The sequence below is a fragment of the Bradyrhizobium sp. KZN70725 genome, from assembly GCF_055264925.1.
This window is the reverse complement of record NZ_JBUYWT010000017.1, coordinates 83,261-107,169: the sequence shown is the minus strand read 5'-3', so window position 1 is coordinate 107,169 and position 23,909 is coordinate 83,261. Positions and strand designations below refer to the sequence as shown.

26 protein-coding genes are annotated in these 23,909 nt (G+C 65.0%); 16 read left to right on the top strand and 10 right to left on the bottom strand.

Features of this window, described 5'->3' with window-relative positions; translation table 11 throughout:
- Window positions 1-68: 68 nt before the first annotated feature.
- Window positions 69-1,007, bottom strand: coding sequence for an allantoinase PuuE (gene puuE, locus ACZBJS_RS18650; protein ID WP_057015251.1), 939 nt, complete (start codon window positions 1,005-1,007; stop codon window positions 69-71).
- Between the two features lies 1 nt (window position 1,008).
- On the bottom strand, window positions 1,009-1,422 hold the full coding sequence (locus tag ACZBJS_RS18645; protein WP_016843084.1) for a DUF3830 family protein: 414 nt from the start codon (window positions 1,420-1,422) through the stop codon (window positions 1,009-1,011).
- Between the two features lie 196 nt (window positions 1,423-1,618).
- Between ACZBJS_RS18645 and ACZBJS_RS18640 the strand changes: the two genes are divergently transcribed.
- The 4 genes from ACZBJS_RS18640 to ACZBJS_RS18625 all read left to right on the top strand — a co-directional run bounded on the left by ACZBJS_RS18640 (window position 1,619) and on the right by ACZBJS_RS18625 (window position 5,839).
- Window positions 1,619-2,353 (top strand): SDR family NAD(P)-dependent oxidoreductase, encoded by a 735-nt coding sequence (locus ACZBJS_RS18640; RefSeq protein WP_316398471.1) that lies wholly within the window; start codon window positions 1,619-1,621, stop codon window positions 2,351-2,353.
- A gap of 1,124 nt (window positions 2,354-3,477) precedes the next feature.
- Window positions 3,478-4,326 carry an Npun_R2479 family HD domain-containing metalloprotein gene (locus tag ACZBJS_RS18635; RefSeq protein ID WP_076824479.1) on the top strand — a complete coding sequence of 283 codons (849 nt, stop codon included), beginning with the start codon at window positions 3,478-3,480 and terminating at the stop codon, window positions 4,324-4,326.
- Window positions 4,327-4,553: 227 nt separating this feature from the next.
- A complete protein-coding gene (gene trpS, locus ACZBJS_RS18630) occupies window positions 4,554-5,555 on the top strand; it encodes a tryptophan--tRNA ligase (protein ID WP_463438972.1) in 1,002 nt (333 codons plus the stop codon).
- Window positions 5,556-5,638: 83 nt separating this feature from the next.
- Entirely contained in the window at window positions 5,639-5,839 is a 201-nt protein-coding gene (locus ACZBJS_RS18625) for a hypothetical protein (RefSeq protein ID WP_057015248.1), read from the top strand.
- A 12-nt stretch (window positions 5,840-5,851) separates the two neighbouring features.
- Here the strand turns inward: ACZBJS_RS18625 and ACZBJS_RS18620 are convergent, their stop codons facing one another.
- The 3 genes from ACZBJS_RS18620 to ACZBJS_RS18610 all read right to left on the bottom strand — a co-directional run bounded on the left by ACZBJS_RS18620 (window position 5,852) and on the right by ACZBJS_RS18610 (window position 8,112).
- Window positions 5,852-6,721 carry an aldose 1-epimerase family protein gene (locus ACZBJS_RS18620; RefSeq protein WP_463438971.1) on the bottom strand — a complete coding sequence of 290 codons (870 nt, stop codon included), beginning with the start codon at window positions 6,719-6,721 and terminating at the stop codon, window positions 5,852-5,854.
- Between the two features lie 111 nt (window positions 6,722-6,832).
- Window positions 6,833-7,600, bottom strand: coding sequence for an enoyl-CoA hydratase-related protein (locus ACZBJS_RS18615; protein ID WP_076824424.1), 768 nt, complete (start codon window positions 7,598-7,600; stop codon window positions 6,833-6,835).
- A 77-nt stretch (window positions 7,601-7,677) separates the two neighbouring features.
- Window positions 7,678-8,112, bottom strand: a complete 435-nt coding sequence (locus ACZBJS_RS18610; RefSeq protein WP_057015246.1) for a MarR family winged helix-turn-helix transcriptional regulator — start codon at window positions 8,110-8,112, stop codon at window positions 7,678-7,680.
- A 310-nt stretch (window positions 8,113-8,422) separates the two neighbouring features.
- Here ACZBJS_RS18610 and ACZBJS_RS18605 point away from each other — a divergent pair, with 310 nt between their 5' ends.
- From ACZBJS_RS18605 to ACZBJS_RS18570, 8 genes are all read left to right on the top strand, one after another.
- Window positions 8,423-9,322: a CHAD domain-containing protein gene (locus ACZBJS_RS18605; RefSeq protein WP_253587520.1), complete on the top strand. Its 900-nt coding sequence runs from the start codon at window positions 8,423-8,425 to the stop codon at window positions 9,320-9,322.
- A 165-nt stretch (window positions 9,323-9,487) separates the two neighbouring features.
- The gene (locus ACZBJS_RS18600; protein ID WP_050421592.1) at window positions 9,488-9,760 is read left to right on the top strand and encodes a helix-turn-helix domain-containing protein; all 273 of its coding nucleotides are present in this window, start codon (window positions 9,488-9,490) and stop codon (window positions 9,758-9,760) included.
- Window positions 9,757-11,772 (top strand): hydrogenase 4 subunit B, encoded by a 2,016-nt coding sequence (gene hyfB, locus ACZBJS_RS18595; protein WP_463438970.1) that lies wholly within the window; start codon window positions 9,757-9,759, stop codon window positions 11,770-11,772. The genes ACZBJS_RS18600 and hyfB overlap by 4 nt, the downstream gene beginning before the upstream one ends.
- Window positions 11,763-12,719: a respiratory chain complex I subunit 1 family protein gene (locus ACZBJS_RS18590; RefSeq protein ID WP_229192883.1), complete on the top strand. Its 957-nt coding sequence runs from the start codon at window positions 11,763-11,765 to the stop codon at window positions 12,717-12,719. The genes hyfB and ACZBJS_RS18590 overlap by 10 nt, the downstream gene beginning before the upstream one ends.
- Window positions 12,719-13,381: a hydrogenase-4 component E gene (locus ACZBJS_RS18585; RefSeq protein WP_016843065.1), complete on the top strand. Its 663-nt coding sequence runs from the start codon at window positions 12,719-12,721 to the stop codon at window positions 13,379-13,381. Before ACZBJS_RS18590 ends, ACZBJS_RS18585 begins: the two co-directional genes overlap by 1 nt.
- Complete coding sequence (locus ACZBJS_RS18580) at window positions 13,378-14,826, top strand: hydrogenase 4 subunit F (RefSeq protein WP_456815775.1); 1,449 nt, start codon at window positions 13,378-13,380, stop codon at window positions 14,824-14,826. The genes ACZBJS_RS18585 and ACZBJS_RS18580 overlap by 4 nt, the downstream gene beginning before the upstream one ends.
- A gap of 18 nt (window positions 14,827-14,844) precedes the next feature.
- Window positions 14,845-16,356, top strand: a complete 1,512-nt coding sequence (locus ACZBJS_RS18575; protein WP_463438969.1) for a hydrogenase large subunit — start codon at window positions 14,845-14,847, stop codon at window positions 16,354-16,356.
- A gap of 12 nt (window positions 16,357-16,368) precedes the next feature.
- A complete protein-coding gene (locus tag ACZBJS_RS18570) occupies window positions 16,369-16,902 on the top strand; it encodes an NADH-quinone oxidoreductase subunit B family protein (protein WP_057015240.1) in 534 nt (177 codons plus the stop codon).
- 210 nt (window positions 16,903-17,112) lie between these two features.
- On the opposite strand, the gene ACZBJS_RS18565 is transcribed toward ACZBJS_RS18570, so the two are convergent.
- Together ACZBJS_RS18565 and ACZBJS_RS18560 are read right to left on the bottom strand one after the other, a co-directional pair.
- The gene (locus ACZBJS_RS18565; RefSeq protein WP_463438968.1) at window positions 17,113-18,138 is read right to left on the bottom strand and encodes a fatty acid desaturase family protein; all 1,026 of its coding nucleotides are present in this window, start codon (window positions 18,136-18,138) and stop codon (window positions 17,113-17,115) included.
- Window positions 18,135-18,851 (bottom strand): TetR/AcrR family transcriptional regulator C-terminal domain-containing protein, encoded by a 717-nt coding sequence (locus tag ACZBJS_RS18560; RefSeq protein ID WP_141343068.1) that lies wholly within the window; start codon window positions 18,849-18,851, stop codon window positions 18,135-18,137. The genes ACZBJS_RS18565 and ACZBJS_RS18560 overlap by 4 nt, the downstream gene beginning before the upstream one ends.
- Window positions 18,852-19,196: 345 nt before the next feature.
- Here ACZBJS_RS18560 and rpsF point away from each other — a divergent pair, with 345 nt between their 5' ends.
- The 4 genes from rpsF to rplI all read left to right on the top strand — a co-directional run bounded on the left by rpsF (window position 19,197) and on the right by rplI (window position 21,659).
- On the top strand, window positions 19,197-19,664 hold the full coding sequence (rpsF, locus tag ACZBJS_RS18555; RefSeq protein WP_026192679.1) for a 30S ribosomal protein S6: 468 nt from the start codon (window positions 19,197-19,199) through the stop codon (window positions 19,662-19,664).
- 6 nt (window positions 19,665-19,670) lie between these two features.
- Window positions 19,671-19,910, top strand: a complete 240-nt coding sequence (gene rpsR, locus ACZBJS_RS18550) for a 30S ribosomal protein S18 (RefSeq protein WP_016844287.1) — start codon at window positions 19,671-19,673, stop codon at window positions 19,908-19,910.
- A 126-nt stretch (window positions 19,911-20,036) separates the two neighbouring features.
- Window positions 20,037-21,005 (top strand): hypothetical protein, encoded by a 969-nt coding sequence (locus ACZBJS_RS18545; protein ID WP_229193298.1) that lies wholly within the window; start codon window positions 20,037-20,039, stop codon window positions 21,003-21,005.
- Between the two features lie 51 nt (window positions 21,006-21,056).
- The gene (gene rplI / locus ACZBJS_RS18540; RefSeq protein WP_057019875.1) at window positions 21,057-21,659 is read left to right on the top strand and encodes a 50S ribosomal protein L9; all 603 of its coding nucleotides are present in this window, start codon (window positions 21,057-21,059) and stop codon (window positions 21,657-21,659) included.
- Between the two features lie 49 nt (window positions 21,660-21,708).
- Here rplI and ACZBJS_RS18535 read toward each other — a convergent pair whose 3' ends face one another.
- From ACZBJS_RS18535 to ACZBJS_RS18525, 3 genes are all read right to left on the bottom strand, one after another.
- On the bottom strand, window positions 21,709-22,170 hold the full coding sequence (locus ACZBJS_RS18535; protein WP_028344793.1) for a PaaI family thioesterase: 462 nt from the start codon (window positions 22,168-22,170) through the stop codon (window positions 21,709-21,711).
- The gene (locus ACZBJS_RS18530; protein WP_057019874.1) at window positions 22,167-22,772 is read right to left on the bottom strand and encodes a TetR/AcrR family transcriptional regulator; all 606 of its coding nucleotides are present in this window, start codon (window positions 22,770-22,772) and stop codon (window positions 22,167-22,169) included. The genes ACZBJS_RS18535 and ACZBJS_RS18530 overlap by 4 nt, the downstream gene beginning before the upstream one ends.
- An 89-nt stretch (window positions 22,773-22,861) precedes the next feature.
- The gene (locus ACZBJS_RS18525; protein ID WP_316399297.1) at window positions 22,862-23,821 is read right to left on the bottom strand and encodes a hypothetical protein; all 960 of its coding nucleotides are present in this window, start codon (window positions 23,819-23,821) and stop codon (window positions 22,862-22,864) included.
- Window positions 23,822-23,909 lie beyond the last annotated feature (88 nt).

Here is a 23,909-nt window from a genome sequence, read left to right as displayed (position 1 = left end):
CAGCAATTCACCCGATGCAATTCGAATGCGCAGGATGTTGCGTCAATTCGGCTGGAGTGGCACCGGCGCTAGCCGATCTCAAACGCTTCCGCGGCGAGATGCTTCATATTGGCGTGCCAATGCTCGGCGATCTGAAGCCGGGTCGGCGCCCAGACGTGCTCGTGCTTCTGGATGTAGTCGAGAAAGCGCATCAGCGCGGCGGCGCGGCCGGGACGCCCGACGACGCGGCAATGCAGACCGATCGACATCATCTTCGGTGAGGTTGCGCCCTCGGCATAGAGCACGTCGAAACTGTCCTTCAGGTAGGTGTAGAACTCCTCGCCGCCGCCGAAGCCCTGCGCGTTGATGAAGCGCATGTCGTTGGCATCGAGCGTATAGGGGATCACGAGATGCGGCTCGGTGCCGGCTGCCTTGATCCAGTACGGCAGATCGTCGGCATAGGAATCGCAGAGATAGCGCAGGCCGCCCGCCTCCATTAGAAGCCGCAGCGTGTTGATCGAGGAGCGGCCGGTGTACCAGCCGAGCGGCCGCGCGCCGGTCGCCTCGGCATGCACGGCAATGGCGCGGGCGATCTCCTCGCGCTCCTCGTCCTCCGACATGTCCTTGTGCTCGACCCAGCGCAGGCTGTGGCTCGCGATGTCCCAGCCCGCCTCCTGCATCGCGGCGACGACGTCCGGATTGCGCTTCAGCGCCATCGCGACGCCGAACACCGTGGCCGGCAGCTTCCGCTCGGTGAATATCCGCCACAGCCGCCAGAAGCCGGCGCGCGCGCCATATTCGAACATCGTCTCGATATTGGCGTGCCGCCGGCCGACCCAGGGCTGCGCGCCGAGCACGTCGGACAGAAACGCTTCCGAGGCGCGATCACCGTGCAGGATGTTGTTCTCCCCGCCCTCCTCGAAATTGACCACGAATTGCACGGCGATGCGCGCCGCGTCGGGCCATTTCGGATCGGGCGGATTGCGGCCGTAGCCGCGGAGATCGCGCGGATAGCGGGCCTCGGTCACATCAGATTTCCTCGAAGCGGATGTTCTGCGCGCCCTTCCACAACACGGTCTTGCCGAACGCGGTGAGGTTCTCCAGCCCCGAGGTCAGCGTGATGAAGTGATTGCCGGCGAGCTGGCCCATCTTGCTGGCGAAGTGCACGCCGCCATAGGCGAGCAGGATCTCGGTCTCGCTGATGCCGCCCGGATAGAGGATGATCTGGCCCGGCGCCGGATAGCTGGTGTGGTTCTCGTAGGACACGCCGAAGTCGAGATCGCCGAGCGGCATCCAGACGCCCTCGCCGCTCCAGCGCACGTGGATCGCCTGGCTCTCGAACGGCATCGCCTTGCGGAACGCGGCGACCGTCTTCGGCGCGAGCTGCTCCTCGAAACGGGCGTCAAAGGTGAACTCGCCGGCGCGGACAATCAGTTTGCTCATCGATCTCTCGTGGGTGCGCAAAGAAGTGATGTCCCAACCATTGCCGCCGGCCCGGGCCGGACGCAAGGCCGATTCCGGCCCCGGAAGCCGGTTTTTCGCCGCGCAGCGGCCTTCAACGCAGATTTGAGCAGAGTTGCGTTGCGCCGCGCCTTCCCGTTTGCGAGCCTGCGAGGGGACGTCGAACAGGGTGACCTTGATGACAACAAGCAGTCTGCACGGACATGTGGCGCTGGTGACCGGCGGATCGCGCGGCATCGGCGCGGCCATCGTCAAGATGCTGGCGGATGCCGGCGCCGCCGTCGGCATCAATTATCGCGAGCGCTCAGCCGAGGCGGAGACGCTGGCGAAGGGCATCATTGCCGCCGGCGGCCGCGCCGTCGCGATCGCCGCCGACGTCTCGGAAGCTGCCGCCGTCACCGCGCTGGTCCAGCGCGCCAAATCCGAGCTCGGCCCGGTCGACATCCTCGTCAACAATGCCGGGATCGCGATCGTCAGGGGTGTCGACGACCTCACCGAGGAGGATTTCGACCGCACCATCACGGTCAATCTCAAATCGGCGTTTCTCTGCACGCAAGCGGTGCTGCCGATGATGCGCACCCGGAAATGGGGCCGCATCGTCAACATCTCCTCCGGCGCGGCGCGCGGCGCCGGCTCGATCGGGCCGCACTACAACGCATCCAAGGCGGCGATGGAGGGGATGACCCGCGGCTATGCCGCGCGCCTCGTCAAGGAGGGCATCACCGTCAACGCCGTCGCGCCCTCGCTGATCGAGACCGACATGATGAGGGGACAGAGCGAGCTGGTCAGCCGCATCCCGGTCGGCCGTTTCGGCACCGCCGAGGAGGTCGCGCAAGCCGTGATGCTGCTGGTCAACAATCCCTACATGACCGGACAGACCATCGCGATGAGCGGCGGCATGGCGTTCAACTAGGGCACGTACCATAAACACAGTGGCGTCATGCGATGAAGCTTACGTCCGCGTTGTCCTTATAGCGGTCATTTGTGCAGCATCGGAACATGTCGCGATGGGCCAACTCCGGACTCTTGCATCGCAAGTGTCCCGCAAAATGACGGGCCAATTCAAATGTCCGTCCGGAGTGGTGCCTGCTACTTGCAGCCGCGGCAAATCGTAAGCTTGCCCTTTAGTTTGTCATCGTCCCCGGGATCGACCGATTGCTGCCGAGAGACACGATCCGCTTCTTGATCGAGCTTGGGCTGCTTTGCCCGGTGTGACCTGACGGGTCGCGTCGTCCGGCTTGACGTGTCGTCGTCGATGCCGACGCTAAAACCATCGTAATCGGGGACCGGTCTAGCCGACGGCGGCGACCTGTCGATCACTTGTGCTGGCGAAGCGCTGCCTGACTCTACCGGCGTGTGTTCGACAGTGGCAGATCGCGGGGCAGTGGAGCGTGGCAAAGAATCTTCAGCGGCCCGGGGCGGTACCGAACTCTTAGCGGTCGCCGTCGGCGGCCAGACGCTGTTGGTTGCGCCCGGAGATGCCGATCTCTCATCCGGCGGCGGCGGCGCAAGCGAAAGCGGAGGGGAAAGCGAGGTCTGACATCTCGCGCTGTCTTGTGACCAAACTCCCGCCGCCAACAAACCAAGGGCCAACAGTGTTGCGTTCTTCATTACTCGTCCTGCAAATCACTTGGAATGAAAGCATTGATCGCGTGACTCCTATCGCCACGCTTCGGCAAGAATTTCCACATCTGACATGGCGATCAAAAATTGACGGAAGTTGGGAGCCATGGGCGGATACATGCGCGCTTCGGTCCACCCTCGTTCTGGCCCCACTGCCCGCTTCGGGTCCAATCGCGACCGCTTGGCCCGGTCTCGGTAAGATCCGGTATGCACCTCACAGCGGACCGTTGGCGGTCGGCTGCATTGATCGCGATGGGCCATCCGCGGTGGTTCAGCCCTGCCTCATCCCGGGTAGCCCCCAAAACCAGGGCTCGACAGGCCTCCGGGCCACCAGGCTCCGGCCCAATTCGCGGGACCAACAACCCGGTGACGAAATACCCAAACCGGCATAGCATCCGCGCATTGGAGGCGATCATGTTCAACCCAACTCAAATTGTCATCCAAGCGTTTGTCGATCAGCTTAAGGGTACATACGGCCAAATCTACGGAATCCTCGAGCCCGCCTATCCGGACATCATCGGTTTCGTTGGGCGCCTCGCGTTGGAGAATATTGCCAATAGCGATGCGGCCTACCACGACATGAACCACACCATCATGGTGACGCTGGTCGGACAGAACATTTTACTCGGGAAGCATACGAGCGAAGGCGGCGTCAGGCCGCGCGACTGGCTCCATTTCATGATTTCGCTCTTATGCCACGACATCGGCTATGTACGCGGTGTATGTCGAGGCGACCGGGACGGACTTTATGTTTGTAACGAAAACGGTGATCGCGTCCGGATATCTGCTGGAGCCACGGACGCATCCTTGACCCCCTATCATGTGACACGATCCAAGCTCTTTGTCCGCGAGCGTTTCGGCAAGGTGAGCTTGACCTCCATCGACACAAAGGAAATCGAGGCGAACATCGAGCACACGCGCTTTCCGGTACCGGGGGAAGAGGAGCATACCAGTACGGCGGATTATCCCGGCCTGCTTCGTGCCGCGGATTTGATCGGCCAATTGGCCGACATTGACTATTTGCGGAAGACGTCAGCCTTGTTTGCCGAATTTCGGGAGACTGGCGCAAGCGAGAAACTCGGATATCAGACCCCCGATGATCTACGTGCAGCGTACCCTGCTTTCTTCTGGAAGGCCGTCTGCCCCTATATCGGCGACGCACTTCGATATCTGCGGGTCACGCAGGAAGGTAAGCAATGGATCGCCAACCTTTACGCGCACGTGTTCTCGGAGGAGCACAGGGGAGCGATTACTCGAGCATAACCGGGTGGAAGAATAACTGGCTATGCCGTCTTGACCGGCTCGTTCGATTGCCTTACGCCTCACGCCATGAACCGCTCGATCCTGATCGCCAATCTCTGGTGGCTCGCCGACTGACAGGCGGGCCGAACGCGTTCATGCATTTCGGGGCCGCCGCATTGGGCGGCCTTTTTCTTTCACCTCATCCAGCCCGCATGCGGTGTCCCCATTCAAACGAATGGAGATAAGCCGTGACCAAACCGATCATCCTCACCGGCGACCGCACCACCGGGCCGCTGCATCTCGGCCATTACGTCGGCTCGCTCAGAAGCCGTCTCGCGTTTCAGGACAGCCATGAGCAGTTCCTGCTGCTCGCCGACATGCAGGCGCTGACCGACAACGCGCACGACATCGGCAAGGTCCGCGGCAACGTCATCGAGGTCGCACTGGATTATCTCGCCGTCGGAATCGATCCCGAACGAACCTCGATCTGCCTGCAGTCGCAGCTTCCGGCGCTCGCGGAATTGTCGATGCTCTATCTCAACCTCGTCACCGTCGCGCGGCTGGAGCGCAATCCCACCATCAAGGACGAGATCCGCGCCCGCGGATTCGGACGCGACATCCCGGCGGGCTTCCTGTGCTACCCGGTGGCGCAGGCCGCCGACATCACCGCGTTTCGGGCCACCGTCGTGCCGGTCGGCGAGGACCAGGCTCCCCTGATCGAGCAGACCAACGAGATCATCAGGCGCGTTAACGCGCTCGCCGGCCGTGCGCTCCTGCAGGAGGCGGTGGCCGTCATACCGCGCGCGGGACGGCTGCCGGGCGTCGACGGGCGCGCGAAGATGAGCAAATCCGCCGGCAATGCGATTGCGCTCTCGGCCTCGCCCGGTGACATCACGGCCGCGGTGCGCGCGATGTTCACCGATCCCGACCATCTGCGTGTCGGCGACCCCGGCAAGATCGAGGGCAATGTCGTCTTCAGCTATCTCGACGCGTTCGATGACGACCAGCACGCCGTCGAGAAATTGAAGGCGCGCTATCGGCGCGGCGGTCTCGGCGACGCAGCGGTCAAGCGGCGGCTGGAGGACATCCTGCAAGCCCTGATCGCGCCGATCCGGGCCCGACGCGCCGAGCTGGCAGGCGATCGCGACCATGTCGCTGACGTGATTAGGCGCGGAACCCTGAAAGCCCGGGAGATCACCGAGCGCACCAAGCGCGATGTGATGGCGGGACTCGGCTTGTTCCAGCTCTGAATGCGCCGTCATCAAACCATGGCAGGAACTGTGCTTGCCTGTAACGGTTGTCCGCTTGGCGAAAACCGGATTTGGAGCCTGTCGTGATCGATCCGAAAACGCTTCTCGAACGCGCCGCGCAATTGACCGATCAGGCCAAGGGCGAGGAAGATGCCGGCATCCGCGAGCGGCTGCTGCGCATGGCCGAACATTACCGCGACCTGGCCGCGCATGAGGCCTGGGCGAACGAGAACCCGCCATCGGTCGGCGCGATCACCAGTGCGCTCAGCCCCCGCACCCATTGACCTGTTCTTTCGTCAGCTCACGCGAATGCGATAGCCCAGTGACTGCCGCGCACCCGGCGCGATGTGCATGAGGCCGGGCTTGCCGGCGAACTCGCCATCGAATTCGACAGGGCTGGCGAAACCGTACCACGGCTCGATGCAGAGGAACGCCGCGCCACCGACCTTCGACCAGATGCCAAGTTCGCGAAAGCCGCGCCAGGACAGCTCGATCGCGGGTCCCTGCGTAGCAGCAAAGCGAACCGACGCGCTCGCAACCTGATCGAGGATCATGGCATCGTCATCGAACAATTGCTCGGACAACGCCAGCACCCCGCCCCTGATCGAACTTGGCTCGGATCGCTGCCGCATCAGTCCCTCCGTCAGCCGCCGGATCGGCGCCGGCTCATCCTTCGCGAAGGTCAGCGCGTACGCCTCCTTTGCCAATCCCGGAAGCAGCGGCCAGTTGAAGGCAGGATGACCGCCGAGCGAGGCCGACAGCGTCTCGGCGCCGGTGTTGACGATGTCGAAGGCGACATCGAGATCGGCGCCATCAACGGTATAGGTGACCTCGAGCCTGAACGCGAAGGGATAGCGCGCACGCGTCTCCGTATCGTCGGTGAGCGCAAGCTTGCAGGATCGGGGCCCCTGCTCCACCCAGGCAAAGCGGCGATCCCGCGCGAAGCCGTGCTGCGTCATCGGATAGGTCTTGCCGTTGTGGCGCAGCGTATCGTTCTTCAAGCGGCCGACGATCGGGAACAGGATGGGGGCATGGCGCGGCCATTGCGGGCCGGCCTGCCACAACAGTTCGGTCCCGTCGGCATTTCTGAGCGACGACAATTCGGCGCCCTGCGCCGAAATGGTCGCGGCGATTCCTTCGCCGCGCAGCGTGTGACTGTCGCTCATGCCTCGCCTCGCCGGGTTGCGCTATGCCCCGACAGGAGATGTTCGAAGCCGGCGAGGCCGTCAACCCCAAAGCAATAGCGCCGCCCACGCGTGGCGGCCCACGCTCCGGGCCTAACCGGTAATCTTGGAGAAATCGGGCTGGCGACGCTCGGCAAAGGCGGCAAAGGCCTCGCGTGCTTCCGCACTCATCAGTCGCTCCTGGAAGATCTCGCCCTCGCGCGCCATTTGCGCGCTGATCCTGGCGGGGTCGCGCATCAGCGCCTTGGTGTGCTGGAGCGAGCCGAACGGCCGCTTCGCCAGCGCGTCCGCCGCCGCGCGTGCCTTGGCGCGCAGGTCCGCGAGCGGCACAACCGCGTTGGCGAGGCCGATCGAGACCGCCGTCTCCGCCTCGACCGGTTCGCCGAGCGCGAACATCGCATAGGCCCGCGCATAGCCGATGCGCTGCGGCAGCAGATAGGTCGAGGCCGCCTCCGGCACCAGCGCCAGATTGACGAACGGCGTGATCAGCCGCGCAGTCGGCGCGAGGTAGACGAGGTCGCAATGCAGCAGCATGGTGGTGCCGATGCCGACCGCATTGCCCTGCACGGCGGCAACCAGCGGCCGCGTCGCCTTGGCAAGTCCGGCGAGGAAGCGCGTCACGTGGCGCTCGCCCTGCACGCCGCGCGACACCGCCGCGAAGTCGGCGAGATCGTTGCCGGCGGTAAAGCTGTCGCCGTCGCCCTGCAGCAGCACGGCGCGGATCGCGGAATCGCCCTCCGCGCGCTCGAGCGCATCGGCCATCGCGCCATACATCGCGTTGGTGATCGCATTCTTCTTGTCCGGGCGCGCCATCGTCACGGTGAGGACACCGCCGTCCAGCGCTACGACCACTTCACTCATGCTTCACTCCTGTTGCTCGCTTCCTGCTTGACGCGTCTTCTTCACGCGAACCGGTAGCCACTTCGCTTGAAGACGCTCTAGCTGTCCTTGCCTTTCGGAAACTTGTCTTGCAGGCTGGTCAGCCAGCGCGACACCACGTCGATCTCCGCGTCCGAGAACCCGTCCATCAGACGGTTGTTGATCGCCCTGGTCCGCGTCGCGGCGCGTTTGCCGAACTCCTGCCCCGCCGCGGTCAGATGGAGCCGCTGGCTGCGGCCGTCCTCGCCATCGCGGCGGCGCTTCACGAGGCCTGCACGTTCCATCCGGTCGGCGAGCCCGCTCATCGCCGACGGCACGATGTCGAGCGCCTGCGAGACGTCGCCGATCAGCGCGCCGTCATTGCGCCCGAGAAAGAACAGCACGCCGGCCTGGGCCGACGTCAGATCGTGCGTGGCCGTCTCCTGCTCGATGGCGCGTTGCAACCGGCGATAGGCCACGGTCAGAAGAAAGATCAGCCGGTGTTCCGCTTTCATGCCGTCCGTTATATATTTCGCACGCGAAATATCAAGATACTTCGTGCACGAAATATCTGGTGCTGCGGCGAAGTCCGCTGGCTGGTTTTGCGGCGTGCTCGAAACCATGGTGTTCCCTCAAAAGCCCGGCCTGCATATCGACTGGAATGAGCTCCCGCCAACGGGTTGATTGCGACATTTTGATCCTGTCGCTGGATCGTCGCACTGCGGCCCGGCAGAAAATCCTTGATCGACATCGATCAAACGGGAAATCTTCCCACCCGGGAGCCGCCCGGTTGCGTTGCGGCACCGGCGGGGTCACGAGAGTGTCATGACGTTAGCGGCAAGTCCGGCCAAGGAGCGTGTTGTCCGCCCAAAGCGGCCGCGCCATCTAAGCGAAGCCATGCGCTGTGAGACCGCGTTTCGCCTGATCCTGTCCGAATGCCTCGAGGAAGTCGCCACCAATCACGAGGCCATAAGTTCCGGCGATTCCGCCGCGCTGCACCAGACCCGTATCGCGCTGACGCGGCTGAAGGCGGCGATCGCCTTCTATGGGCCGATGGTGGCGGACACCGAATGGACGCGACTGAAATCCGAGTTGAGATGGCTGAGCGCCCATCTCGGCGCCACGCGCGACCTCGACGTCGCGATCGAGAACAGCAAGGGCCTGCCTGAAGAAGGCATGCTCCAGACGGCGCGAACCGACGCGTTCGAGGCGCTCAAGGAGGCGTTGCAAAGCGATCGATACTGGCGATGGTTCGACGGCATGTGGGACTGGGTCGGCAGCGGCCCCTGGACCACGCGGCAGGACCCTCGCGCCGCGCAGCGGCGAGCCGTGCCGGTCGCGGTGTTTCACGCGCGGCGGCTGGCGCGGTGGCATGGCAAGCTGTGCCAGAAGAGTCGCGGGCTGCAAGGCATGGGCAAGAACAAGCGCCACCGCGTCCGTCTCGCCAGCAAGCGGCTGCGTTACGCGATCGAGTTCTCGGAGGGCGGTTTGCCCCCCGACGAATACGCGTCATGGCGGATCATCCTGAAGCATCTGCGCAAGGGACAGCAATTGCTCGGCGAATTGAACGATGACGAGGTCCGTCGCGGGCTGCTCGAGAGCGTCGATGCACCCGCGCAACGCGCCCACGAGCGCAAGGCCAGGCACCAGCGCGTGCACGAACGGAAGCGCAAGAGCCGGCTGCTGCGCCACGCCGCGGCGGTCTATCGAAAAATCTCCGACTGAACGCGCGTCAGCGCAACTCCGTCGGCGCGCGGATACCGCTCGCGTTGAGGACTGCGCCTAGGAATGATGTATAAAACATCACTTATTGCCCTTGTGCCATCATTACTTGATGTGCATAAATAACATTCAAATAGACGCGACTCTCAGATCGACGGCCATCAATCGATGATCACCGCGGCGCAGCTACGAGCGGCCAGAGCCTTGCTCGGCATCGACCAACGGCAGCTCGCCGAACTGTCCGGACTTTCGGTGCCAACCATCCAGCGGATGGAGGCGAGCGAAGGTACCATTCGCGGCAACGTCGACTCGCTCGTGAAACTGATCGATGCGCTCGGCGCAGCCGGCGTCGAGGTCATCAATGAGGGCGCCGTCAGCAGTGGCGGCGGCCGCGGGGTGCGATTGAAGGCCGGATCGGGCTCACCGAAGGTGCAGACATGATCCCGGCGGTCACTCAGCAGATCTGGTGTGTAGCCGCCCTGCTGGGAACGACCGCTCTCGCGATTACAACGAGCAGATCGCGCCAATCGACAGCCATCGTCTACGGCGCGACTTTCGCGATTTCGCTGATCGCGCTGGCCGGGGCCATGATTTCGCTCATCTCCCGTACCAGCGCGACGGAACTGGCCCTGCCGATCGGGTTGCCCTGGCTGGGATCGCATTTCCGCCTCGATGCGCTCGCCGCATTCTTTCTCGTCGTGGTCAATCTCGGCGGTGCGGCCGCAAGTCTCTATGGCCTCGGTTACGGCAGCCACGAATCCGCGCCACAGCGCATCCTCCCCTTTTTCCCGGCGTTCCTGGCCGGCATGAATCTCGTCGTGCTCGCCGACGATGCGTTCACCTACCTCTTGTGCTGGGAATTCATGTCGCTCGCCTCGTGGGCGCTCGTCATGGCGCATCACCGTGACGCGGATAATGCCCGCGCAGGCTACGTCTATCTCGTGATGGCAAGCTTCGGAACGCTGGCTCTGTTGCTTGCCTTCGGCCTGCTGGCGGGAGCCGGCGGCAGCTACAGCTTTGCGGCCATCCGCGCTGCCCAGCACACTCCGTCCGAAGCCGCACTGGTGCTCGCGCTGATGCTGCTCGGCGCCGGGTCGAAAGCCGGCCTGATCCCGTTGCACGTGTGGCTGCCGCTGGCTCATCCCGCCGCGCCGAGCCATGTCTCGGCGCTGATGAGCGGCGTGATGACGAAGGTCGCGATCTACGGATTCATCCGGGTCGTGTTCGATCTGCTCGGGCCGCCAAGCTGGTCGGCGGGTGTCGCGGTTCTCATCCTCGGCGGCGCCACGGCCGTCATGGGGATCCTCTACGCGCTGATGGAGAAGGATCTCAAGCGCCTGCTCGCCTACAGCACGATCGAGAACATCGGCGTCATCTTCGCAAGCCTCGGCCTTGCGCTGGCATTTCAGGCGAACGGCCTTGGCCTCGCGGCCGCCCTCGCCTTCACGGCCGCATTGTTCCACGTGCTCAACCATTCGTTCTTCAAGAGCCTGTTGTTCTTCGGGGCCGGCGCGGTGCTGACGTCGACCGGCGAACGCGACATGGAGAAGCTGGGCGGCCTGATCCACCGTATGCCGCTCACGAGCTTCGTCTTTCTGGTCGGCTGCGTCGCGATCTCGGCGCTGCCGCCGTTCAACGGGTTCGTGTCGGAGTGGCTGATGTTTCAGGCCGTCCTGCAGAGCCCCGACCTGCCGCAATGGCTGCTGAAGATCATGGTGCCCGCGATCGGCGCCTTGCTGGCGCTGGCCGCGGCGCTGGCCGCTGCATGCTTCGTCAAGGCCTTCGGCATCACGTTCCTCGGCCGCGCGCGGAGCCCGGCCGCGGAAGCCGCCGGCGAAGTCGATCGCTATTCGCTCGCCGCGATGTTCAGCCTTGCCGTGCTCTGCTTCCTCGCCGGCATTCTGCCCGGCCTGGTGATCGACGCGCTTTCGCCGGTTGCGCAGACCGTGATCGGCCACCGGATGCCGCTTCAGGCGGACGATCCCTGGCTCTCGATCGTTCCGATCGAGGAGAGCCGCAGTTCCTACAACGGATTGCTCGTCTTTGCTTTCATCACCGCCGCGGCGTCGCTCGCGGCGTACTTTATCCATCGCTTTGCGTCGCGCGCGATCCGGCACGGACCGGCCTGGGGTTGCGGCTTCTCCGACCCGACACCGGCGGCGCAGTATTCCGGCGTGAGCTTTGTGCAGCCGATCCGCCGCGTGTTCGGCACGCTGGTTTTCCAAGCCCGCGAGCATGTCGACATGCCCGCGCCGGGCGAACTGCGGCCGGCCCGCCTCAGGGTCGATATGCACGACCTGGTCTGGGAGCGGCTCTACACACCCGTGACTGAACTCGTGTGGTTCTTCGCCGATCGGCTGAACCAGCTCCAGTTCCTGACCATCCGCCGCTACCTCAGCCTGGTGTTCGCAACCCTCGTCACATTGCTGCTGGCGCTCGCGATATGGTCGTGATCTCGGACATCCTCGTTCAGCTCGGCCAGATGGCGCTCGTGCTGCTGCTCGCGCCGCTCCTGACCGGCGTCGTGCGCAAGATCAAGGCGCGGCTGTTGCGGCGAAAAGGACCGTCGATCGTCCAGCCCTACCGCGACCTGCTGCGGCTGCTGCGCAAGGAGGTCGTGCTCGCCGAAAACGCGTCCTGGCTGTTCCGTGTCACGCCCTATGTGACGTTCGCGGCCATCTGGGTCGCGGCGGCGCTGGTCCCGACATTCGCGACCGGCCTGCAATTCAACTGGAGCGCCGACCTGATCGCGATCGTCGCCCTGCTCGGCAGCGCGCGCTTCTTTCTCGCGCTTGCCGGCATGGACGTCGGCACCAGCTTCGGCGGCATCGGCTCCAGCCGCGAGGTGATGATTGCCGCGCTCGCCGAGCCGGCCATGCTGTTGATGGTGTTCTGCGTCGCGCTGATTGCCGGCTCGACGCAGCTGTCGACGGTCGCGACCTTCATGGCGTCGTCGGAAGTCGGACTGCGCGTCTCTCTCGGCATGGCGATGATCGCCCTCATCATGGTGGCGCTCGCCGAAAACGCGCGCATCCCGGTCGACAACCCGGCGACGCATCTGGAGCTGACCATGGTGCACGAGGCGATGATCCTCGAATATTCCGGGCGTCACCTCGCCATGATCGAGTTCGGCGCCTTCCTCAAGCTGCTGCTCTACATCTCGCTGATCATCTGCGTGTTCTTCCCGTGGCAGATCACCACCGAAGGCGCGGGGCCGCTGTCCTATCTCGTCAGCGTCGCCGTCTACATCCTCAAGCTTGCGGTCGCGAGCTTCCTCCTTGCCGTGTTCGAGACCGCGACGGCCAAGATGCGGGTGTTCCGCGTCCCCGAATTCCTCGGCGCGGCGCTGATGCTCGGCCTGCTCGGCACGCTGCTTCGGTTCGTGTCACGGGGCTTCTGATGCACAACCTCGCCTTCGACATCGCCCATCTGCTCGCCGGCGGGCTCGTGCTGATCAGCTTCATGATGCTGTACCAGGATCGCCTGTATGCGCTGCTGAACATCTTCGCACTTCATGCCGTGGTGCTCGCAGCTTCCGTCGCCTGGCAGGCCTTCATCCAGAATGCGCCGCATCTCTACGTGACCGCGGCGATCGCACTGGTCTTCAAGGCGATCGTCATCCCGGTGGCGTTGCATCGGATCATCAAGCAGCTCGGCATTCATCGCGATATCGAGACCGCGGTGAGCATCGGTCCGACCATGCTTGCGGGCATGGGGCTCGTCGCCCTGTCCATGGTGCTGATGCTGCGCGTGACCGGCGCGGCCGATCCGCTGGCGCGGGAAGACCTTGCCTTCGCACTGTCGGTGGTGCTGCTGGGATTGCTCGTCATGGTGACGCGGCGCAACGCCGTCAGCCAGGTCGTCGGCTTCATGTCGCTGGAAAACGGCCTGGTGCTGGCCGCGACCGGCGCCAAGGGCATGCCGCTCGTCGTGGAGATCAGCGTCGCCTTCTCGATCCTGATCGCATTCATCGTGATCGGCGTGTTTTTGTTCCGCATTCGCGAGCGGTTCGACACCGTCGACGTCGGTGCGCTCGATGAATTCAGGGGGGAGCGCCGATGACTGCCGCGTCGGATGCCGTCACCTGGGTCCTGTTGATACCGATCACCGCAGCGGCGGTGCTCGCCGCGCTGCCCGGTTACCGGCTGACCGCGGGCCTCAATGTCCTGGCCAGTCTCGGCACCTTGCTGGCCGCGCTTTCGCTGCTCGTGGTCGAGCGCCCGCAACCCGGCCAGTACCTGCTGATCGACGATCTCAACATCGTCTTCATCGTGCTCAACACCTTCGTGGGATTCACCACGAGCGTGTTCAGCGCAAGCTATATCGCCCATGAGCTCGAAACCGGACGGCTGACGCCGGGCTATCTGCGATTCTACCATGCCATGTATCAGGTGATGATGTTCGGCATGAACCTCGCATTCGTGTCGAACAATATCGGCCTGATCTGGGTCGCGGTCGAGGTCGCTACGCTCACCACCGTGCTGATGGTCGGCATCTACCGGACCCATGCGGCGCTGGAAGCGGCCTGGAAGTACTTCATCCTCGGCAGCGTCGGCATCGCGCTGGCGCTGTTCGGCACGATCCTGGTGTACATGGCCGCACTGCCGGTGGTCGGCGAGGGTCAGGATGCCATGGTGTGGACGGTGTTGATCAGCCGTGCGGCGACGTTCGACCCGGCATTGCTCAACGTCGCCTTCATCTTCCTGCTGCTCGGATACGGCACCAAGGTCGGCCTGGCGCCGCTGCACGCCTGGCTTCCGGATGCGCATGCCGAGGGCCCGACCCCGATCTCCGCCGTGCTCTCCGGCCTGCTGCTCAACGTCGCGCTCTACGCAGTGCTCCGCTTCAAGATCCTGCTCGCCGCCAATCCGGATGCGATATCGCCGGGCCCGCTGATGGTGACGATGGGGCTGACCTCGCTGTTGTTCGCGGCCTTCATGCTTTACCGCCGCCGCGACATCAAGCGGCTGTTCGCCTACTCCTCGATCGAGCATATGGGCATCATCGTGTTTGCGTTCGGCATGGGTGGCCCGCTCGCCAACTTTGCCGGCCTGCTGCACATGGTGATGCACAGCCTCACCAAGTCGGGAATCTTCTACGCGGTCGGCCACATTGCGCAGGTGAAGGGCACGCAGCGGATCGCCAACATTCGCGGCCTGACCGAGTCGCATCCGGCACTCGGCTGGAGTCTCGTGATCGGCGTGGTCGCGATCGCCGGCCTGCCGCCGCTCGGTATCTTCATGAGCGAATTTCTCATCGTCAGCTCCACCTTCGCGCGCCAGCCGCTGCTCGCCATCCCGCTGGTGTTCGGCCTGCTGCTCGCCTTCGGCGCGCTGATCCTGCGCCTGACCAGCCTTGCGTTCGGCGAGCCGCGCGGCAATGCCGCGCCGGCGGATGCGTCCTATTTGCCGATGTTCGCGCATTTCGCACTGGTGCTGACTGCGGGCATCTACCTTCCGGGACCGCTGGTCGTCTGGTTCCAGCACGTCGCCAACCTGCTGGGTTAGCGCGAGGGAGAGCAGGATATGCCGAGGTTGATCGATCTGATCCGGGCGGGCCACAGGATCGAACGACATCATCCATGGCCGCGCGCCGTGGTCGACGGCGATACCTGGCGCACTGCCGCTCACGCGCTTGCGGATGGCGGCCTGAGCCTGCTCGGGCTGTGGGGCGAGCCCTCGCGCGTGCACATGGCCGTCCTCGACGACCGCACGTCCGATATCGGCGTGATCAGCCTGGATTGTCCCGATCGCCAATTTCCTTCGGTTGCGGCCCATCATCCGCCGGCGCTTCGATTGGAGCGCACCCTGCACGACCTCTTCGGATTGCAGGCGACAGACACACCGGATTCCCGTCCCTGGCTTGATCACGGCCGTTGGCAAACGCGCTTCCCGCTCGGCGAACATCTCGATGCATCGGCGGACGCAGCGCCTTATCAATTCCTTCCGGCCGAGGGGGACAGCCTGCATCAGATCGCAGTCGGTCCGGTGCATGCCGGCATCATCGAGCCCGGGCATTTCCGCTTTACCGCGAGCGGAGAGACGGTCGTCCGCCTCGAGCAGCGGCTCGGCTACACCCACAAGGGTGTCGAAGGGCTGATGACGGGCAGCACGATCGAGCAGGCCGCGCGGCTCGCCGGCCGGGTCTCCGGCGACAGCACAGTCGCCTATGGGCTGGCGTTCGCGCAAGCCGTCGAGGCCGCGCAGCGGATTGCCGTGCCGCCGCGCGCATTGCTGTTGCGCGCGCTGATGGCCGAGCTCGAGCGGCTGGCCAATCATCTCGGCGATATCGGCGCGATCTGCAACGATGCGTCGTTTGCGCTGATGCAGGCGCATTGCGCCGTGCTACGCGAATCCGTGCTGCGCGCGGCCGACGCTGCATTCGGCCACCGCCTGATGCGCGACCTCATCGTTCCCGGCGGCGTCGCGCGCGATATCGCCGGCCATGGAGCCGACGCGATCCGGGCCGCGCTCGACCAGATCCGCCGGCATTTCCCTGCGCTGGTCGAGCTCTATGACAACACTGCCTCGTTGCAGGACCGCACCGTCAGCACCGGCATCGTTGCTCCAACGCTCGCCCGGCAATTCGCCGCCGGGGGCTATGTCGGGCGCGCGAGCGGCCGCGATCATGATGCCCGACGCAAGCCCGGCTATCTCCCCTATGATGGCCTCCGCTTCGAAGTCCCCGTCCTGAGCGACGGCGACGTCAACGCCCGGGTCTGGATCCGGATCCGCGAGGTTGAGCAGAGTCTCGCGCTGGCGTACCAGATCCTGATCGGCCTCGAGGCCGGCCCGGTGCAAGTGCCACTGCACAATACGGCGGAGCCTTGCGAAGGCATGGCGCTCGTCGAAGGTTTCCGCGGCGACATCCTGGCCTGGCTGCGCCTGAACGGCGATCGGATCGAGCGATGCCATCTGCGCGATCCGTCGTGGTTTCAGTGGCCGCTGCTCGAGGCGGCCATCGAAGGCAACATCGTGGCGGACTTCCCACTCTGCAATAAGTCGTTCAACTGCTCCTATTCCGGGCAGGATCTCTGAGGGCTTGAGGCGATGCGCAAACTTCTGTTCCAGAGCCTGTTTCGCCAGCCATTGACGGAGCAGGCGCCGCGCCCGGACGACGCTGCGCTCGCGGAGCTCGCGGCCATGGTCGGCCGCACCGCACGACGACGCCTCGGCCGCAGCCTCTCGATCCGCGAGGTTGATGCAGGCTCCTGCAACGGATGCGAGCTGGAAATACACGCGTTAAGCAATGCGTATTACGACGTAGAACGATTTGGAATCCGGTTCGTCGCCTCGCCCCGTCACGCCGACGTGCTGCTGGTCACGGGTCCGGTCACCAAGAATATGCGCGAGGCGCTGGAGCGCACATACCGTGCGACGCCAGATCCCAAATGGGTTGTCGCTGCGGGCGATTGCGCCAGGGATGGCGGATGCTTCGCCGGCAGCTATGCCGTGGTTGGCGGAGTCTCCGCGGTTGTTCCGGTCGATCTCCATATTCCGGGTTGCCCGCCTTCGCCGATCGCCATCCTGCGGGGCCTCGTGACCTTGCTCGAGGCGGTCGACGCCGGGGTCGCGGCAAGGTGAAGGCACGGAAAGAAACGAGCACCTCCGCCCGCACCGTGGGCGAGGCGTGCTAGTGTCCCGAATCCGAAGTTCGCATCATTTGCCGCACCTTCGGAGCGAACTTCGGATTCGATAAGGACACTAGCAAACTTATGATTCTAGTGTGCTTTATGAATGCGAAGTTCGTGAAAGTGGCTGCCGCGAAATCGCACGAACTTCGCATTCAGCACACTAGAACCCGCCGGCATTCTGGTCGGCGTTAACCTCGGCGCCGGCCCTCGCCCGGCGTGCGCTGTTGACCAGCTGGCCCGGACGATCCTCGTTGGCGGGCCTGGCGGTCGCCAGCCGCAGCACGGCGGCGTAGCCCGGCTGCACTTCCGTCCGGCCGGCATAGCGGCTTTCGCTGAGGATGCGGTGGACGCGCGGCAGGTTGTAGCAGGGCACGTAGAACAGCAGGTGATGCTCGAGGTGATAGTTCACGTAGTACGGCGCGATGAAGAGACGCTCGAGGACATTGGCCCGCGTGGTGCGGGTGTTGCGCAGGGGATCGGAGCTGTCGGGCACGACGGCGTGTTCGGCAATGTTGCGGATGCGCGTGATCACCATCATCCAGGTCAGCAGCGGCACCAGCCACAACAGCGGATAGGCCCACCACACACCGGCGGCGGCGAGGCCCGCGAACAGCAAGGCGTTGGTGACGCATTGCGGCCCGAGCTTCTGCCAGAAGTTGTCGGCGCGCCGCGACAACGGCCACTCCTTCGGCCCGATCGCATTGAGCAATTGCGCCTTGCGCTGCTGGTAGCCGGTCTGCCCGGTGATATCGCGGAAGAACTTCCGGCGGTAGCTCAGCTTCGTGATCGGAAACGGCGCCGACAGCACGAGATCGGGATCATCCTCCTGCTGCGTCCGCGCATGATGCTGCAGATGATAGCGGCGATAGCCGCGGGTCTCCGCGAAGATCGGATAGGCGCAGAACCACTGGCTCAGCGTCAGGTTGGTCCTCTCGTCCGCCGACAGACAGCCGTGCGCCCCGTCATGCATCAGGATCGCAAGCCCGAGCTGGCGCGAGCCGATGATCGCAACGGCGAGCAGATAGGTCAGCGGATTGGGCCACCACGCGACCAGCGCGATCGCGCCCAGGATCAGCGCCCAGGCATGCACGATCAGGGCTGCGCCCTTCCACGTCGTGCGCTCGCGCACCGCAACCAATTCGTCCTCGGTGAGGAAATCGCGGGCTCGCATGCGAAGCGCGGTCATGTGCCTGTCTCGCCGTCCGTTGAGGATGAAGTGTCGTGATCGCCGACCAGGCGCAGCCGCGTCCCGTCATTGGCCGACGTCGAAGTTGATGTCGCCTGCTCGCCGAGCGCGCGCAGCAATTCGCGGCACATCTCGTCGGCAGCGCGGCCCATCGCAAAACCTTCGACGATCACGCCGATCGCGATCGCCCAGAACCGCCGCGAGCTCTCCTCGGGCGCGCGCAGCGAGCGCCAGCCGTGCCGCTCGACCTGGCCCGCATAGGCGCGCGCGCCCTCGCTGTGCAGACGCTCGATGGTGCGCTCGACGAGGGGGGCGAGGTCCTGCCGGCGCCGCGTGAGGGTCAAGGCCTCCGCGAAAAAGGCGACCGTGTCGGTCGCGGTCACGGTCTCGGCCAAAGCGTGGGTGTAGTCCCGCGGGGTGTGCGCATTCAGGGCGGCCTGCTCGGTCGCGCGCGCGAGATAGAGCATGTCGCGGCTGGCGGCTTCGACGAACAGCGCTTCCTTGGTGCGGAAGTAATAGGTGATCTGGCTCGGAAAGGCGTCCGCGGCCGCGGCGATATCGGAGATCGATGTGCCCGAGAGCCCGCGTTCCTTGAACAGGCGGCTGGCGGCATCGAGCAGCAGCGAGCGCATCTTGCGGCCCGCCGACCGCGTCGCGCGGACCGCGTGCTTCGGATCGGGCGCAGACATGCCGCTGGCGGTCTCCGAACCCATATCTCGTCCTCCCAAAGATATTTGTATGACATACAAACAAAGAAATCAACGGGAAAACGCAGAGGTTGCGTCGGTTGCGTCAAACGGCCTGGAGGGCTACGAGCCTCGCGCATCCGGGGGCCGAGAACCCTTGCTTTCGCGGCCAAAATCCGTATAAGCGCGCCATTCGTGGGCTCCGGCCGGGAGCTGAACGGACGGTCTCAGCAAATTCACCCGTTGATTTTGATGTGGCAGGGCCAGTCGGCCCGTCGTCCCGTGCTCCCGCCTTCTGAGCAGCTCGAGTCCTTTCCGAAGGTCTCGAAGGGCTTGTCGCCGGAAACCGCGCCAACACAGGAAAGGACAACCATGCCTCTTTACGAGCATGTTTTTCTCGCGCGTCAGGATGCGAGCACCCAGCAGGTGGATGAACTGACGGCCCAGATGACGGGCATCGTCGAACAGGGCGGCGGCAAGGTCACCAAGACCGAGAGCTGGGGCGTGCGCTCCCTCACCTACCGCATGAACAAGAACCGCAAGGCGCATTTCGTGCTGATGAACATCGACGCACCGTCGGCTGTCGTCACCGAGATCGAGCGCCAGGAGCGGATCAACGAAGACGTCATCCGTTACCTCACCGTGCGCGTTGAAGAGCACGAGGAAGGCCCGTCCGCGATGATGCGCAAGGCCGACCGCGATCGCGAGCGCGATGACCGTGGTGGTGGCTTCCGTGGCGACCGCGAAGGCGGCTTCCGTGGTGACCGCGATGGTGGCGGTTTCCGTGGCGACCGTGGCCCGCGCCGTCCGCGCGAAGAAGAAGCTGCGACCGAGGAGTAATGAATCATGGCTGATGCTGGTGCCCGCCGTCCGTTTTTCCGTCGTCGCAAGTCCTGCCCGTTCACGGGCGCGAATGCGCCGAAGATCGACTACAAGGATTCCAAACTGCTGATGCGTTACGTCTCCGAGCGCGGCAAGATCGTGCCGAGCCGCATCACGGCCGTGTCCGCCAAGAAGCAGCGTGAGCTCGCCCGCGCCATCAAGCGCGCGCGTTTCCTCGGCCTGCTGCCTTACGTCATTCGCTAATTGACAACGGCCGGCGGCCCGCGCCGCCGGCCGCTCATTCTCATAAGGCTTCCGGGTCGTCCGGTCGCCGATGGTTGGGGTTCTCGATGCAGGACCCCTAACCGCTCGAAGGGGGCGGGACAGCTGATGATCGGAATATTCACAGTTGCACTCGCAGCCGGCGCCGCGTCGGCGCTGATGTTCGCCTCGATCAGTTCGGGCGCGGCGATCTCGATATTGCTGTTCTATCTCGCACCGCTGCCGATCATGGTGGCGGCGCTCGGCTGGGGCCCCCTCGCCGCCGCTATTGGTGGAGTGGGTGCGGCATCCGTGCTCGGCACGCTCTTCGGCCTTCCCTACAGCATCGCGTTTGCCATGATGGTCGCCGTGCCCGGCTGGTGGCTCGGCCACCTCGCCCTGCTCGGACGGCCGGTCGCGGGCGAAGCCGGCGACAGCGCCAAGCAGCAGCAGCCGGCGATTGAATGGTACCCCGTCGGCCGCATCCTGCTCTGGATTGCAGCCTTCGCCATCGTTACCACGACCGCCGCGCTGCTCACGCTCGGCACCGATACCGACACGATCACCGGCACGTTGCGGCGCGGCCTGCTCAAGATGCTCAGCGCCGGCGAAGCGCAGCCCAGCGGTGACATCGAACGGCTGGTCGACGCGTTGGTGATCTTCGCGCCGCTCGCGGCGACCGTCATCGCCATGGTGACGCTGACGCTGAACCTTTGGCTCGCCGGCAAGATCACGCAAACCTCCGGGCGGTTGAACCGGCCGTGGCCGGATTTCCGCACCACGGCGCTTCCCGCCGTGACGTTGGTCGCGCTGCTGGCGGCTGTCGCCGTCAGCTTCATCGGCGGCATGCTTGCGCTGCTGGCGCAGATCGTCACCGCGGCACTCGTAATCGCCTATGCGCTGGTCGGCTTCGCCGTTCTGCACACCTTGACGCTGTCGCTCACCAATCGCGGCTTCTGGCTCGGTGGCATCTATGCGGTCGTCGTCATGTTCGGCTGGCCGATCGTGGCGATGTTCGCGCTCGGCATCGCCGACGCCGTGTTCGGGCTGCGCCAGCGCTATCTGCAGACAAGACCGCCGCCTTTGCCCGCGGCTTGAGATTCGATCCAACCACTTAAACCCGTACTTTGCATCTAAAGGAGAACGAAAATGGAAGTCATTCTGCTCGAACGCGTTGCCAAGCTTGGCCAAATGGGCGAAGTCGTGCGCGTCAAGGACGGGTTCGCCCGCAACTTCTTGCTGAAGCGCGGCAAGGCGCTGCGCGCCACCGAGGCGAACCGCGCCAAGTATGATGGCATGAAGGCCGAGCTCGAGGCCAACAACATCCAGGCCAAGGGCGAAGCCGCCAAGGTCGCCGAGAAGATCGACGGCCGCGACATCGTCATCATCCGCCAGGCCTCCGAATCCGGCCAGCTGTTCGGCTCGGTGACGGTGCGCGACATCGTCGCCGCGCTGGCTGCCGACGGCGTGACGGTGTCGCGCCCGCAGGTCTGGCTCGACTCGCCGATCAAGGTGATCGGCGCGCAGAAGGTGACGATCGCCGTCCACCCCGAGGTCGAGACCAGCGTCACCGTGACGGTCGCCCGCTCCGCCGAAGAGGCCGAGCGGATCAAGCGCGGCGAGGACATCTCGACCCGCCAGGAAGACCAGGACGCTGCCGCCGAGGCGCTCGCCGCCGCCGGCGAATTCTTCGATCCGGAAGCCCAGCACGACGAGGAAGCCGCGCCGGCTCCGGCCGCCGAAGAGAAGTAAGCTTCTCTCCATCGTCCAACCGACTAAACGCTACGAAGCCCGGCCTCGATCAGGCCGGGCTTTGGATTCGTGCCGCCGCCTTGTCGTCGAGCATGGCGATCGACGCCAATGCGGTCGCGGTGTGCTTCTCCTTGCCGTCGATGACGCAGAACACGTCGGCTGCAACGACGGCGACCTGACGTCCCGGCTTGATCACGCGCGCCCGGCAGATCAGACGATCGCCCGAGGCCGGCGACAGCAGGTTCAGCTTGTATTCCGCCGTCAGCGCCGGCTGGCCGCGCGACGTCGCCGCTGCGATCGTGGTGGCGTTGTCGACCAGAAACGCCGTCACTCCGCCGTGAAACAGGCCATGCTGCTGCAACAGCTCCGGCCGGCGGTCGACCGCGAGCGTGCAGGTGCCGCGCGACAGCTCGGCTACCTCGGCACCGACAAGACCCATGAAGCCCTGCCGGCCGACATTGTCGCGAATTCGCGTCGCGATCGGTGCAAAGTCCGGATCGGTCTCGCTCATGAAGTCTCTCCTGTTCGTTCTGGCGCACCCGGCGCCACCACCGCGCGGACCGCGCAGGCGATCAGCGTCTCGACCTGTTCGCGCGGATCGCCGGTATGGCGGCCCGATAGCCAGGCGCGGCAGAAGATCTGCGCCGGCCCGACGATCTGGCTGAAGAACAGCACGGCGCTCATCGGCAGCAATTCGCCGCGCGCGAGCAGTGGCGCGCGCCAGCGCTCGATGCCGTCGGTGAGCCGCGAATTCTCGCTGCGCTGCGCGCCGCGCACCTCCTCGCCCCACTCGCTGCGCGAAATCTCGAACAGGAAGCGCGCCTCGCGCCGGTTGCTCACGACCCAATCGAGATGGGCGTGGATCAGCCGCTCAACGCCCTCGCCCGCCCCGCAGCTGGCGTCGACCGAGCTGATGATGGCGGCGTGATAGGCCTGCAGGATTTCCAGGAACAGGGTGCCGGCGAGCGCCTTCTTCGAGGTGAAGAAGTGGAAGAAGCTGCCGTTGGACGCGCGGGCGCGGGAGCGAATCTCGGCCACCGTCGCGCCCTCAAATCCGTCGCGGTCGAACACCGCCAGTCCCGCTGCCAGCAGATCTTCGCGCGCCGTGCTCAAGTCGTCCTCCTGACTAGATTAACACTCTAGAGCACTGCTCTAATGATGGTCAAACAAATACGCCGGACCTTGCGGCCCGGCGTTGGCGATTACTTCGAGGTCGGAGCTTCCGGCGGGCCGGAGCCTGGCGTCGTGGGCGGTGGCGGCGGCGGCGCCGTCGCAGTCACCGGCGGCGCGGCTGGCGCCGGAGCGGGAGATGCGGCTGCTGCCGGCTCGGACGCCGCAGGCGCAGCCGCGGCAGGCGCCGGTGTGACCTGCGGAACCGGATCGGATCGCACGGCAGCCGGCTCGCCGCCGCCATTGCTCTTGGGCGCGTCGACCTTTGCCGTGTCGGGCTCGGCGGCAGGCTTCGCCGGCTTCTCGGCTTCACCCTTGTCATCATGCCGGGTGGATGTCTTGGGGTCTGTCTTGGGCTCGTCGCTGGTCGCCGCGCCCTTGGGCGCCTCCTCGGACTTCGGCTCCTCGACGGGCTTACCGCGACGGCCGTGCTTCTGACGCGACGGCTTGCCCTCGCCCAAGGCCTGCGGCGTCTGGCCGTCGTCCGGCTTCGCGCCCTCCGGCGCCTCGCTCGGGCGGGCCATCCGCTTGCCGCGGTGAGCTGGACGTCCTTCGGGATTCAAGCCATCGCCATCGGGTTTGGCCCCTTCCTGCGGCGCGGCATCCTGGTGCCGTCGGCGGGCCGGACGCTCGGACGGCTGCTCCGGGGACTGGTTCGCCTCCTGCCTGCCTTCCCTACCGCCCTTAGTCCCCTTGGGCTGATCCTTGGCCTGGTAGCGCGAGTCGTTGGCACCATTCGAAATCAGATAGGACGCAAGCACGCCGGCCATGTCGCTGGACGTCGTATAGTGCTGGCGCAGGAAGCCCGGCAGCGAACCGGCCGGCACCGATTTCAGCAGGCCGCGCGGGCTCTTGTGGCAAGCTGCGCAGGTGCTTGCGAAGATCTGGGAGGGGCTCTTGCCGGCCTCGAGGTTTTGCGCCTGCGCCGATACGGCTGACAGGCAGCCAATCAGAAGCGCCACCGTCGCCAGACTGAGGGCTCGGCTCAACATTCCTTAAGTCTCCAGATTCCGGAAAAATCGCCGCCAGCGCCTGATGGATCGGCCGCGGCGGTCACCTTTTAGCCGATTATCGCGCGAA